Raw genomic sequence first — 13,517 nt, forward strand, 5'->3', positions numbered from 1 at the left:
CGCTTAGCGATGGAAGATGACTCAAGCCTCCGATATCGTCGCCGACCTCGATCGGCTCTATCGCGCCTCGGTCGAACGACTGCAGCAGGCGCTCAACCGCTACATCACCGATGGCACCACGCCGGATCCCGAGACTCGGACCGACGGCAGTTTTGCCTATCCGGAACTCCGCGTCACCTATCGCGGCGGCGTGAACAAGCCGATCCCGCGCCGATCGTTCGGTCGGCTGGTGGAAGCGGGCGACTACCGCATCACCGTTACGCGGCCCGCAATGTTCGCCGATTACCTGACCGAGCAGCTGACGTTCCTCATTGAGGATTATGACGTCGAGGTGCACGCGGTCACCGGGCGGCAGGAAATCCCCTTCCCCTATGTGCTCGATCCGAACACGATTCTCAGCCTGGACGATGTTTCGGCTACGGAGCTCGGTCGTCACTTCCCGGCGACGGAATTGTCCCACATCGGTGACGAAATTGCCGACGGGATCTGGATGAGCCAGGACGAGACCCGGCCGCTGGCGCTGTTCGATGCGCTGCGCACGGACTTCTCGCTGGCACGGCTCAAACATTATACCGGCACGCCGGTCGAGCATTTCCAGCAGTACATCCTGTTCACCAACTATCACCGCTATGTCGATGAGTTCGTCCGCTGGGCCTGCGCCCAGTTGGGGCCGGACAGCCGCTTCACCGGCGTATCCGGCGCGGGCGGGATCGTGATCGAGGATGCGGCGGATGCCGACCGGCTGGTGAGCGACGGCGCGTGGCGGCGGCACCAGATGCCGGCCTATCACCTGATGGCCGAGGGCCGCACCGGCATCACGCTGGTCAACATCGGCGTGGGCCCGTCCAATGCCAAGACGATCACCGATCACCTGGCCGTGATCCGCCCCGAGGCATGGCTGATGATCGGCCATTGCGGCGGCCTGCGCCCGAGCCAGCGGATCGGCGACTATGTGCTCGCCCACGCCTACCTACGCGACGACCATATCATGGACGACGTGCTGCCACCGGAGATCCCCATCCCCGCCATCGCCGAAGTCCAGCAGGCACTGGCGCGGGCGGCGGAGACGGTCTCGGGCCAGTCGGGCGACGAGCTCAAGCAGCGCCTGCGCACCGGCACGATCGTCACCACCGACGACCGCAACTGGGAGCTGCGCTATTCGCAGTCGGCGCTGCGATTCTCGCTGAGCCGCGCGGTGGGCGTCGACATGGAGTCCGCGACGCTCGCGGCGCAGGGCTATCGCTTCCGCGTTCCCTATGGAACGCTGCTCTGCGTCTCCGACAAGCCGCTGCACGGCGAATTGAAGCTGCCCGGCCAGGCCAACCGCTTCTACGAGCGCGCGATCGCCGAGCATCTCAAGATCGGCATCGAGGCTTGCGAGGAACTTCGCCGCGAAGGCGCCAAGCTGCATAGCCGCAAGCTGCGTGCGTTCAACGAACCACCGTTTAGGTGATCCTGCCTGTCCTCCCCTTCAGAGGGGAGGCAGTCGCATTTGCTCAACACCTCCGTCATCCCCGCGGAGGCGGGGATCCGTTGGCGCTGAACCGGAGGTTCTTTCCCCGAGCGTCCAGGCGAATGGATTGCCGCCTTCGCGGGAATGACGAGTGTGGTTGCCTCGGGCTTGTCGTTACCCGTCGCAAGACCGATCAGAACACCGTTTCGAGCAGCACGACGCTGGGATCGCCCTCCACCTCGCGTGCGACGAAGCCCATTTCGCGCTCCAGCTCGATGGCGAGATGGTTCTCGCGGCTCTCGATCGATTGCAGCCGCTTCACGCCGCGCGCCTTGGCCTCGGCGGTGATGTAGTTGAGCAGGCTCCAGCCTACGCCCTGCCCCTTGCGGTCGGCGCGGATCGAAATCGCGACCTCGGCCGTCTCCAGCGTGTCGTCGCAGGCGAGCATGCCCGAGCCGACCAGCTCCCCTTCAGCGGTGAACGCCAGATAGCTCTCGGTCTTGTGGTGATCGACGTCGATCAGCGCCTTGGCCTGATGCGGCTGAAGGTGCGGGCTTGCGGTGAAGAAGCGGAAGCGGCGATCCTCGTTCGAGACGTGATCGAAAAAGTCCTTGAGCAGCGCCTCGTCGTCCGGACGCACGGTGCGCACGTCGATGACGAGCCCGGAGCGGGTCGGCAGCTGGACAGGCTGTGCGGTGGTCGCGGTCATGGCGGTATCTCCCGGTGTTTGCTGGCCAGTCCCGTACCATGGCGGGGCGGATCGGCCATCCGTAAACGCCCGATGGCTGGCAATTTCCGCGAAAAGCCCTATGTGCGCCAACGATCATGGCAACGCGACTCCCCGAAGCCCCCAAGGTGGGCATGGTGTCGCTCGGCTGTCCCAAGAATCTGGTCGACTCCGAGCGTATCCTGACAAAGCTCCGTTCGGACGGCTACGCGCTGTCGCCGGACTATGCCGGCGCGGACGTCGTGCTGGTGAACACCTGCGGGTTCCTGGACAGCGCCAAGGAAGAATCGCTCGAGGCGATCGGCGAGGCGATCGCCGAGAACGGCCGGGTGATCGTCACCGGCTGTATGGGCAAGGAAGCCGAGGTGATCCGCGCCCGCTTCCCGAACGTGCTCGCGGTGACCGGCGCGCATCAATATGAGGACGTGGTCGGCGCGGTGCACGAGGCGGCGCCGATGCCGCCCTCGCCCTTCGTCAACCTGGTGCCGGACAGCGGGCTCAAGCTCACGCCGCGCCATTACAGCTATCTGAAGATCTCGGAAGGCTGCAACCATCGCTGCAGCTTCTGCATCATCCCGTCGCTGCGCGGCGACCTGGTCAGCCGCCGGCCCGACGCGATCCTGCGTGAGGCCGAGAAGCTGGTGGCCGCCGGCACCAAGGAACTGCTGGTCATCAGCCAGGACACCTCGGCGTACGGGATCGACATCCGCAAGGAGCCACGCGCCTGGAAGGGCCGCGAAGTGGTGCCGCACATGACCGACCTCGCCCGCGAGCTCGGCCAGATCGCGCCCTGGGTGCGGCTGCACTATGTCTACCCCTACCCCCATGTCGACCAGGTGATCCCCCTGATGGCCGAGGGGCTGGTCCTCCCCTATCTCGACATCCCGTTCCAGCACGCGGCCCCCAATGTGCTGCGCGCGATGAAGCGCCCGGCCAACGAGGCCAAGGTGCTCGAGCGGCTGCGCGGCTGGCGGGAAATCTGCCCGGACATCGCCATCCGCTCAACCTTCGTCGTCGGCTTCCCCGGCGAGACGGAGGAGGACTTCCAGTATCTGCTCGACTGGCTCGACGAAGCCCAGCTCGACCGCGTCGGCGCGTTCCGCTTCGAGCCGGTCGAAGGCGCCTCCGCCAATGATCTCCCCGGCGCCGTGCCGGAAGAGGTCAAGGAAGAGCGCTATGCCCGGATCATGGAGAAGACCGCCGCGATCAGCGCCGCCAAGCTCCAGGCCAAGATCGGCCGGCAGCTTGCGGTGATCATCGACGCGGTCGACGCGGAAGGCGGCGCCACCGGTCGCAGCCAGGCCGACGCGCCCGAGATAGACGGCGAAGTATTCCTGCGCGACGCCGGGCATCTGGAACAGGGCGACATCGTCCGGGTCCTGATCGAGGATGCGGACGAGCACGACCTCTACGGCGTGCCGATGGACTGATGTCCGTTGGCAGGCTGCGCGGGCGGCGCTAAGCCTCCGGGATCATCTCCCGGAGGCCCGATGTTCCGTTCCGCTTTTGCCGCCACCCTGCTGATCGCCACTCCCGCCGCCGCGCAGCAGCTTACTGCCGAGCAGAGCGCCAAGGTCGACGCGATTGTCGCCGATGCGCTGAAGAGCAGCGGCGTGCCCTCTGCCTCGGTGGCGATCGTCCGCGACGGGAAGATCGTTTTCACCAAGGCCTATGGGGATCAGGGCCCCGGCATCGCCAAAGGCCCGGACGCAAGCGCCAAATACCAGATCGCGTCGGTCTCCAAGCAGTTCACCGCAGCGGCGATCCTGCTGCTGGAGGATGAAGGCAAGCTCAGCCTCGACGACAAGGTCTCGAAATGGGTGCCGGACGTCACCGATGCGGACAAGATCACCATTCGCCAGCTGCTGAGCCATACCGCCGGGCTGCAGGATTATTGGCCGCAGGACTATAGCTTCAAGGCGATGGAGACGGCGGTGACGCCGCAGCAGATCGTCGATCGCTGGGGCAAAAAGCCGCTCGATTTCGCCCCCGGCACGGCCTGGCAATATTCGAACACGGGCTATGTCGTCGCCGGCATGATCATCGAGAAGGCATCCGGCAGAAAACTGCTCGATTATCTGGAGGCCAAGATTTTCAAGCCGCTGGGGATCAAGGCAGTCGACCAGGACAAGGCCGTCGGCAAGGGCTTCCCCCAGGGCACCCACCGCTATGCGCTGGGCCCGGTGCGCCCGGCGAAGCCGGCGGCGGATGGCTGGCTGTGGGCGGCCGGAGAACTGGCGATGAGCGCCGCGGATCTCGCCAAGTGGGACATCGCACGGATCGATCGCAAGGTGCTGACGCCCGAGGATTGGGCGGTGCAGGAAACCGAAGTGAAGCTCGCCCACGGCGCGCCTACCCATTATGGCCTCGGCGTCTCGCTGGGCGAGCATGGCGGCAAGAAGGAAGTGTCGCATGGCGGCGAGGCGGTGGGCTTCCTGTCGAGCAATGTCGTCATTCCGGAGGAGAAGTTCGCCGTCGTGTCGCTGGTGAGCGCCGACTTCGGTGGCGCACATGACGTGATCGCGCAGGGCATCACCGATCTGCTCCTGCCCGTCGCCAAGCCCGCCGCCCCTCTCACCCTCGACCAGCAGCGAGACGCACTCGCCCGCAAGCTGTTCGACCAGCTCCGCGCCGGCACGCCCGATCGAAGCCTGATGACCGAGGATGCGAACTATTTCTTCGATGCGACGGCGCTCGGCGATTATCGCGACAGCCTCGCCGCGCTGGGCGAGCCGCTGGCCTTTGCGCCGATCGGCAAGCCGCGGCTGCGCGGCGGGTTCGTCAACCGCAACTACATGATCCGCTACAAGGACCGCATGCTGGTTGCCGTTACCTATGCGGAGCCGGGAGCCGAGGGCAAGTTCGAGCAGTTCCTGGTGATGCCGCGATGAGCGAGGAGGCCGAAAGCCGCGCGAAAGACCGGGCCGAAGCGGCCAAGGTGCGCCGCCGCTGGGTCACGCTCGGCGAGGTGCTCGGCGTCGCCGCCGTGCTGATTTCCGGCCTCACGCTCTGGAACAACTGGAGCGATCGTCGGGAAACCAGGGCGGAACAGGCGGCGACGGAGCAGCGGGCATCGGCAAAGGCGGCGAAGCTGGTGCTGCTCGCGGCCGATGGCGGCAAGCAGACGCTGACGCTGAAGCCGGCTGCCGCCGAACAATCGGTCCAGAGCCAGACCGTGCTGTTCCCCAGCGCGCTCGGCGTGTCGCCCGCGGCGACCACCGGCGAGCCGCGCATCGAGGGCGGCTGGTTCGACCATGCGCTGGTCAAGGCCCGCGAAGCCGCAGGGCTGCCCGACAACAGCCGCGGCGACGAGCGGCTGCCGGTGGTGATCGTCACCCAGTTCCTGGCGGACGGCGATCCGCACGAGGATGTGGCGCTGTACGACGTTGGCTATACCATCGCGGGCAAGTTCCTCGGCGGACACAGCGTCACGCTGCGCGGAATCTCGCTGATCGCGAAGGTGAAGCGCGACCATGCGCAGGCCAGGCTCGACGCACGGTGGAAGACGCTGCTGCCCGCGGCGAAGTGATCCGGCGACCCTGCCCAAAAAACCAGGGGGCACCGGACTAGGCGCGGGCCGCGCGGCGTCCTAGATCAGAGGCATGACGGATCTCAACACGCTCGTTCAGCCCGACCGCGGCCAGCCCGCTCGCACCATCCACCTGATCGACGCCAAGCGCTATGATGCCTGGCTCGCCGCGCAGCCGCCGCGCCACCGCGTCGCGGCCGCCGCGCAGAAGCTGGGCGGCGCGGCTTTCTCCAGCGCGATCCTGCCCGGCGACGCGCCCGAAGACTGGTCGGTCGTCAGCGTCGTCGCCAATGTCGAGAAGCTCGGCCCGTGGTGTCTCGCCAAGCTGGCAGAGACGCTGCCCGAGGGCAGCTACCGCGTCGAAGGCGTCGAGCCCGGCAAGGCAATCTATGGCTGGCTGGTCGCCCAGTACAAGTTCGACCGCTACAAGAAGGCCGATCCCAAGGCGCAGGGCCCGCGCGTGCTGCTCACCAGCGATCCGGTGAAGATGGAAGAGGCGGTGCGCATGGCCGCCGTCACCTTCAAGCTGCGCGACCGGATCAACACCGGCGCCAACGACATGAGCCCGGCCGATCTGGAAGACGCCGGCGCCGAGCTCGCCAAGGCCTATGGCGCGGCGCTTACCGTGGTGAAGGGGGATGAGCTGGCGCAAGGCTATGGCATGCTCCACGCGGTCGGCCAGGCCGCCGGCAAGGGCCGCGAGCCGCGCCTCATCGAGCTCGAATGGGGCAATCCCGAGCACCCGCGCATCGCGATCATCGGCAAGGGCGTGTGCTTCGACAGCGGCGGGCTGGACATCAAGCCAGCCAGCGGCATGCGGCTGATGAAGAAAGACATGGGCGGCGCCGCGCACGCCCTCGCGCTCGCCGAACTGGTGATGCAGAACAAGCTGCCGGTGCGGCTGCACATGCTGGTTCCCGCCGTCGAGAACTCGATCTCGGGCGAGGCGACGCGCCCTGGCGATGTCATGATCTCGCGCAAGGGCATCACCGTCGAGAACAGCAACACCGATGCCGAGGGTCGTCTGATCCTGGGCGACGCGCTGACCAAGGCCGAGGAGAAGGATCCGGAGCTGGTGTTCGACTTCGCGACGCTTACCGGCGCCGCGCGCGTGGCGCTGGGCGCCGACCTGCAGGCGCTGTTCGCCAACGACGATACCCTGGCGGCGGAGATCCTGGCAGCTGGCGAGGAAGAGGCCGATCCGATCTGGCGGATGCCGCTCTACGATCCGTACAAGGATCTGCTGAAATCCGACGTGGCCGACATGGTGAACGCCGCCGAAGGTCCGTTCGGCGGGGCGATCACCGCCGCGCTGTTCCTCAAGGAGTTTGTGCCGGCCAAGGCCCAGTGGGCCCATTTCGACATCTTCTGCTGGAACGGCAGCCCCAAGCCGGGCCGGCCCAAGGGCGCCGAGGCGGTGAGCCTGCGCGCCATTTGGAAGGTGCTCAAGGACCGTTACGGCGGATAAGCGCTTCGGCCGCCGGCGGCATCACGCCGTCGGCGAGCCAGTGCTCGACTTCTTCCTTGTCCATGGGACGGCCAAACAGATAGCCCTGCCCCTGTGCGCAGCCTAGCGCGCGCAGCATTTCGGCCGTCTCCAGCGTCTCGATCCCCTCGGCGACCACAGGCAACTCGAGGGTGCTGGCAAGCCCCAGGATCGCGCGAACGATCCGAAGCTTTTCGGCGCTCTCGCTCAGCGACTCGACGAACGACCGATCGATCTTGATCTTGTCGAAGGGCAGCATGCGGAGATGCTGGATCGAGGCATAGCCGGTGCCGAAATCATCAAGCGCCAGCTGCACCCCCTGGTTCTTGAGCGACTCGATGGCGTGGTGCGCCTTTTCCGCATCGATGATCAGCGCATTTTCGGTGATCTCCACCGTCAATCGTTGCGGCGGGAAGCCGGTGCGGGCGAGAACCGACAGGATCTTGTGACTCAACCACTCGTCGCGCAGCTGGCCCGGCGAGATGTTGATCGCGATGCTGGCCGGCACCGGCCAGTCGCGCGTCTCCGCACAGGCACGGTCGAGCAGGTCAAGCATCAGCGTATTGAGCAGCCCGCACTCCTCGGCAATCGGGATAAACTGGTCGGGCCCGATCTCGGCATCCTCGCGCCGCCAGCGGGCGAGCAACTCGAAGCCGGTAACGCGGCCGGTGCGGAGGTCGACGATCGGCTGGTAGCGCGGGTAGAACAGGCCCTGGGTCAGCCCGTCACGCATCTCCGCCTCGATCATCGAACGGCGGCGGATCTCCGCGTCCATCTGGCTGGCGAATGCGCAATAGCAGCCCCGGCCCGCTTCCTTGGCCTGGTACAGCGCGACATCGGCTCGACGCATCAGCGTATCCGCGTCGAGCGCGTCCTCGGGATAGAGGGCGATCCCGACGCTGGCGCCGATATGGTGCATGCGCTCGTCGATGAGAAAGGGCCGCGCCACCTCGCGCACGATCGCATGGGCCACGCTGCGCACCCGGTCCAGATCGTCGCCGTCGAATGCCAGGGTGATCGCAAACTCGTCGCCCCCCAGCCGGTAGCTGCGCCCCCCCTCACCCACCACCCAGCTCAGCCGGCCGGCGACTGCGCGGAGCAGCTGGTCGCCGATCGGGTGGCCGTGCACGTCGTTGATGGACTTGAACCGATCAAGGTCGACCAGCATCAGCCCGAAACGGTGCGGCTCGGCTCCCCGCAGATATTCGGTGAGGGCGCGGCGGTTGGGCAGGCCGGTCAGCGGGTCGTGATAGGCAAGCTGGTGGGCGCGCTGCTCGGCAAGGCGCGCGCGGCGCTGACCAGCGGCCATTTCCGCCCGCGACGCAAGCACCTCGACGAATCCGGCGTGGGTCGCCCCGAACATTCGAAGCACCACCGCGGAAACGAGGATGATGTTGATTCCCAACCCGATCAGGAACCGGTCGCCCGAAAGGATCAGGCAGACGATCACCGGCGAGGCGCCGCATGCCATCACCAGCCACGCCGCGATCGGAAAGGTCTGGAGACAGTAGCAACAGGTGATCGCGCCGATGAAGATATACAGCGCGATACAGGTTCGCCGCGCCAGGTCGGCTTCTACAAACAGCGCCAGCGCCCAGCCGCCGAACGCCAGGCTAAGTACCGCAGCCGCGACGATCGTACCCACCAGATATCCACGGATCCGGCGGAGGCTCGGCACACCATCGCTCCGGCGGGTGATCCAGAGAAGACTGCGGATCGCCGCCGCGATACCGAGCAGGATCGGCGCGATGACGCTGAGTTCCGTCGAAACCGACCCGTAGGACGCGAAGCCAAGGAACACCGCGTCCAGAAACACGAGCGTGTACATCAGCGGAATCTGCTGACCCAGAACCCGATATTGTTCGGTAAGGATCGCTCGATCGAGCCTGGTCCTTCCCGAACGTACGTGGTGAATCCGCTGCGGCATGGGAGCCTTGTAGCGCGAGACCCCCGACAACAGGTTAATCCGCTGTCGCTATCTTCGCGGCAGCTTCGATGATCGGCACGAACTTGTCGGCGGTAAGGCTCGCCCCGCCGACCAGCGCGCCGTCGACGTCGTCGACCGCGAGGATCGCCGCGGCATTTGTACCGCTCACCGAGCCGCCGTACAGGATCCGCATGTCGTTCGCCGAGGGCCCGATCATTCCCCGCAGCTTGGCGCGCAGAATTGCGTGCATTGTGGCGATTTCATCGAGCGTCGGCGTCTTGCCGGTGCCGATCGCCCAGCGGGGCTCATAGGCGACAGTCAGCCAGTCGGGCGCGGCACCGTCCGGCAGCGACTTTTCGATCTGAGACTGAACGATGCGTTCCGCCCGTCCGGCATCATGCTCCGCCTCTGTCTCACCGCAACACAGGATCACGTTCAGGCCATGCCGGCGGGCCGCGGCCGCCTTTGCCCAGGCGTGATGGCTCGTCTCCGCCTGGTCGGCGCGCCGCTCCGAATGGCCGACGATCACGACCTTGGCGCCGGCCTCGACCAGCATCGGCGCAGACACGTTGCCGGTGTGCGCACCATGATCATTCTCGTGGACGTCCTGCGCGCCGATCGTGAAATCCGGCGCGATCTCCGCGGCCGCGGCGATCAGCGTGAAGGGTACGCAGAGCAGCGTGTCGACTTGCGGATGCGCCTTGGCAGCAGCGGCGATCGCCGACACCTCCCGAAGGTGCGAGCGCATGCCGTGCATCTTCCAGTTCCCTGCGACCAGCTTCCGGCGCATCCATCACTCCCCTGTGGTTTCGGCACAGTCGATACCGATTGCGTCGCGCGGCACAAGCTTGAAGGCGCGCCGCACCGGCCCTAAAGCATCCGAAATTCCTCGAACGAACGGCTCTCCATGCTCAACGCCTTCCGGAACTTCACTAAGTCGCGCTACGGCCTGATCATCGTCTTCATCTTCCTGGGCCTGCTCGCGATCGCCTTTGCGGCGAGTGACGTCACCGGCATGCGCCAGGGGATCAGCGGCGCCAACAGCGGGACGCTGGCAACGGTGGCGGGCAAGGACGTGACCGAGCGTCATGTCCGCGAGACGCTGGAGCGTTACATCCGTGCCGCGCAGGCGCAGGGGCAGAACCTTACCATGGCGCAGGTGCTGGCGCAGGGCGGTTTCGAAATCGCGCTGAACGAAGCGATCAACACCGCGGCAATCGAGGCGTTCGCAAACCAGAACGGCATGGCGGTCGGCAAAAAGCTGATCGATACGGACATCGCCAACAATCCGCAGTTTGCAGGGATGGACGGCAAGTTCAGCCAGCAGACCTTCGAGCAGCTGCTCGCGCAGAACCGACTCGCCCCGGCGCAGTTCCGCGAGGGCATGACGACTCAGCGCTACGCCGCCTGGCTGGTCGGGCCGGTCGCGCTGCGTGCGCCCGCCCCCGCCGGCGTGGTGACCCCGTATGTCGCGACGCTGCTGGAGCGCCGCACCGGCATCGTCGGCTTCGTTCAGTCGCTGGCGATGGACCCCGGCCCGGCGCCCGACGCCAACACGCTCGCCGGCTATTATGCGCAGAACCGCAGCCGCTATCAGGTGCCCGAGCGCCGCATCGTCCGCTTTGCCCTCGCCCAGCCCGACGCGCTGAAGGCCCAGGCGACGCCGACCGAGGCCGAGATCGCCGCCGCCTACAAGAAGGACGCCGCCAAGTACGCCGCTAGCGAGAAGCGCGGCGTCGAGCTGGTCCAGGCGATCAGCCAGTCGGTTGCCGCCAAGGTTGCCGCCGCCGCCAAGGGCGGTGACCTGACCGGCGCCGCGAAGGCCGCCGGCCTCGAAGCCCGCACGATCGACGCAAGCGACAAGGCCGCGCTCGCCAAGCAGGTCTCCGCACCCTTCGCCGACGCCGCCTTCGCGGCGTCCGCAACAGGGCTGCAGGGCCCCGTGCAGCTGGGCGGCGCCTGGTTCGTCTACCGGGTGAGCAAGGTCGAGAAGGTCGCCGCCCGCAGCCTGGAGCAGGTCCGCGCCGAGCTCGTCGAGGAGGTGAGCAAGCGCAAGCTCGCCGCGCTGCTGGCGGATTCGCGCCAGGCGATCGAAGATGCCATCGGCGACGGATCGACCTTCGATGAAGCCGTGGCCAAGGCCAAGCTGACCGCCGTTCGCAGCCCGGCGCTGATCGCCAACGGCACCGATCCGGACAACGCAGCCTACCAGCCCGACGCTACGGTCGCGGCCGTGATCAAGGCGGGCTTCGGCTTCGAACAGGCCGGGGACGAGCCGCAGGTGGTGCCCGTAGGCCAGGATGGCAGCTTCGCGCTCGTCTCGCTGGAGAAGATCGTGCCCGCCGCGCCGCGTCCGCTCGCCCAGATCACGGAGAAGGTGAAGGCCGACTATCTGCTGGACCAGGCGCTGGCCAAGGCGCGCACCGCCGCCACCGCGATGCTGCCCAAGCTGCAGAAGGGCATGCCGATGGCACAGGCGCTGGCCGAGGCCGGTGCAACCAAGGGCGCCCCGCCGAAGCCGTTCGACTTCAAGCGCAGCGAACTGCGCGGCAAGGAGAACTTCATCCAGATGGCGTTCGACATGCCGGCGAAGACCGCCCGCCTCGTCGAGGCGCCGAACCGCGCCGGCTATTATGTCGTCTATGTCGACACCATCCAGCAGGGCACCATCGCCGGCGATCCGCAGGGCCCGCAGATGCTGCAGTCGATCACCCAGGCGCTGGGCCAGATGGGCGCGCAGGAATATGAGCGTCAGTTCGCCGCCTCGCTGGTGAGCGCGCTCAAGGTCCGTCGCAACGAAGCCGCGATCGCTCGCCTTCGCGCTGACCTGCAGCGCAATGGCGCGCAATGATCCAGGGCCTCGACGCTGCCCGTGACGCGCTCGCTGCCGGCCGGCCTGCATTGGTCTGGCGGCAGCAGGTTGCCGACACCGAGACGCCGGTTGCCGCTGCGCTCAAGCTGATCGAGCCGGGTCGCGGCGACTTCCTGCTCGAGTCGGTGGAAGGCGGATCGGTGCGCGGGCGGCACAGCCTGATCGGCCTCGCGCCGGACCTCGTGTTTCGGGCAACCGGCACCGAGGCCGAGCTCAACCGCCACTGGCTGACCGATCGTGCGGCATTCGAGCCGCTCTCCACCGATCCGCTGGCGGCGCTGCGATCGCTGGTGGCGGACTGCAGGATGGACGTGCCTGCCGAGCTGCCGCGGGCGCTTGCCTGCCTGGTCGGCTATTTCAGCTACGAGACGGTCGGGCTGGTCGAGAAGCTGCCGCGCCCGCCGCAGAGCCCGGTCGGCGTGCCGGACATGATCTTCGTCCGGCCGACGGTGCTGCTGGTCTTCGACCGACTGGCCGACACGCTGTTCTTCGTGGCGCCGGTCTGGCCGGGTGCCGATCCGGAAGCAGCGGCCGAGCGCATCGACGCCGTCGCCGCGCAGCTTGCCAGCGCGCGCCTGCCCGCGCCGGTTCGCGCCGACCCGCTCGCCATTCAGCCGACGCCGGTGCTGCCGGAAGGCCGCTATGGCGAGATGGTGGCTGCGGCGAAGGAATATATCGCGGCGGGCGATATCTTCCAGGTGGTGCTGGCCCAGCGCTTCACGGCGCCCTTCCCGCTGCCGCCCTTCGAGCTTTACCGCGCCCTGCGGCGGATCAACCCCTCGCCCTTCCTCTACCATCTCGACCTGCCGGGCTTCGCGCTCACCGGATCGAGCCCGGAAATCCTGGTCCGCGCCCGCGACGGCGAGATCACCATCCGCCCGATCGCCGGCACCCGCCCGCGCGGCCGCACCGCCGCCGAGGACGAGGCAAACCGCACCTCCCTGCTCGCCGACCCCAAGGAACGCGCAGAGCATCTGATGCTGCTCGATCTCGGCCGCAACGATGTCGGCCGCGCCGCCGCGCCGGGCACCGTCAAGGTGACCGACAGCTACACCGTCGAGTTCTACAGCCATGTGATGCACATCGTGTCGAACGTGGTCGGCCGGCTGCGCGACGATGCCGACGCGATCGATGCGCTGTTCGCCGGCTTCCCGGCCGGAACGGTGAGCGGCGCGCCAAAGGTGCGCGCCTGCGAGATCATCGCCGAGCTGGAGGCGGAGACGCGCGGGCCCTATGCGGGCGGCGTCGGCTATTTCTCGCCGGACGGATCGATGGACTCGTGCATCGTGCTCCGTACCGCGCTGGTGAAGGACGGCGTGATGCACGTGCAGGCAGGCGCCGGCATCGTCGCCGATTCCGATCCGGCCTATGAGCAGCGCGAATGCGAGGCCAAGTCGGGCGCCCTGTTCGCCGCCGCGCGCGAGGCGATCGCGCGGGCGAGCGAGGCGGGCTTCGGGCAATAAAGCGGCGTCGCTCAGGACCTTGCCCGCACGACAGCCGCTAGGGGCCACCCGCCAAGACCA

At 67.2% G+C, this 13,517-nt stretch carries 10 protein-coding genes; 7 read left to right on the forward strand and 3 right to left on the reverse strand.

The window, feature by feature from the left end; all coding sequences use genetic code 11:
• Positions 1–16 precede the first annotated feature (16 nt).
• Positions 17–1,453 (forward strand): AMP nucleosidase, encoded by a 1,437-nt coding sequence (locus tag V7E00_RS08675; protein ID WP_333572218.1) that lies wholly within the window; start codon positions 17–19, stop codon positions 1,451–1,453.
• 193 nt (positions 1,454–1,646) lie between these two features.
• Here V7E00_RS08675 and V7E00_RS08680 read toward each other — a convergent pair whose 3' ends face one another.
• Positions 1,647–2,162: a GNAT family N-acetyltransferase gene (locus V7E00_RS08680; RefSeq protein WP_333572219.1), complete on the reverse strand. Its 516-nt coding sequence runs from the start codon at positions 2,160–2,162 to the stop codon at positions 1,647–1,649.
• A gap of 116 nt (positions 2,163–2,278) precedes the next feature.
• On the opposite strand from V7E00_RS08680, the gene rimO reads away from it, so the two are divergent.
• From rimO to V7E00_RS08700, 4 genes are all read left to right on the forward strand, one after another.
• On the forward strand, positions 2,279–3,610 hold the full coding sequence (gene rimO / locus V7E00_RS08685; RefSeq protein ID WP_333572220.1) for a 30S ribosomal protein S12 methylthiotransferase RimO: 1,332 nt from the start codon (positions 2,279–2,281) through the stop codon (positions 3,608–3,610).
• 60 nt (positions 3,611–3,670) lie between these two features.
• Entirely contained in the window at positions 3,671–5,071 is a 1,401-nt protein-coding gene (locus V7E00_RS08690; RefSeq protein WP_333572221.1) for a serine hydrolase domain-containing protein, read from the forward strand.
• On the forward strand, positions 5,068–5,709 hold the full coding sequence (locus V7E00_RS08695) for a hypothetical protein (RefSeq protein ID WP_333572222.1): 642 nt from the start codon (positions 5,068–5,070) through the stop codon (positions 5,707–5,709). The genes V7E00_RS08690 and V7E00_RS08695 overlap by 4 nt, the downstream gene beginning before the upstream one ends.
• Positions 5,710–5,782: 73 nt before the next feature.
• The gene (locus tag V7E00_RS08700) at positions 5,783–7,177 is read left to right on the forward strand and encodes a leucyl aminopeptidase family protein (RefSeq protein ID WP_333572223.1); all 1,395 of its coding nucleotides are present in this window, start codon (positions 5,783–5,785) and stop codon (positions 7,175–7,177) included.
• On the opposite strand, the gene V7E00_RS08705 is transcribed toward V7E00_RS08700, so the two are convergent.
• Both V7E00_RS08705 and tpiA read right to left on the reverse strand, forming a co-directional pair.
• The gene (locus V7E00_RS08705) at positions 7,155–9,023 is read right to left on the reverse strand and encodes a putative bifunctional diguanylate cyclase/phosphodiesterase (RefSeq protein WP_333572224.1); all 1,869 of its coding nucleotides are present in this window, start codon (positions 9,021–9,023) and stop codon (positions 7,155–7,157) included. The genes V7E00_RS08700 and V7E00_RS08705 overlap by 23 nt on opposite strands.
• A gap of 133 nt (positions 9,024–9,156) precedes the next feature.
• The gene (gene tpiA, locus V7E00_RS08710) at positions 9,157–9,912 is read right to left on the reverse strand and encodes a triose-phosphate isomerase (protein ID WP_333572225.1); all 756 of its coding nucleotides are present in this window, start codon (positions 9,910–9,912) and stop codon (positions 9,157–9,159) included.
• A 117-nt stretch (positions 9,913–10,029) separates the two neighbouring features.
• Between tpiA and V7E00_RS08715 the strand changes: the two genes are divergently transcribed.
• Together V7E00_RS08715 and V7E00_RS08720 are read left to right on the forward strand one after the other, a co-directional pair.
• On the forward strand, positions 10,030–11,973 hold the full coding sequence (locus V7E00_RS08715) for a peptidylprolyl isomerase (RefSeq protein WP_333572226.1): 1,944 nt from the start codon (positions 10,030–10,032) through the stop codon (positions 11,971–11,973).
• Positions 11,970–13,457: an anthranilate synthase component I family protein gene (locus tag V7E00_RS08720; protein ID WP_333572227.1), complete on the forward strand. Its 1,488-nt coding sequence runs from the start codon at positions 11,970–11,972 to the stop codon at positions 13,455–13,457. Before V7E00_RS08715 ends, V7E00_RS08720 begins: the two co-directional genes overlap by 4 nt.
• Positions 13,458–13,517 lie beyond the last annotated feature (60 nt).

The organism is Sphingomonas sp., assembly GCF_036731925.1.
Taxonomy (GTDB): domain Bacteria; phylum Pseudomonadota; class Alphaproteobacteria; order Sphingomonadales; family Sphingomonadaceae; genus Sphingomonas.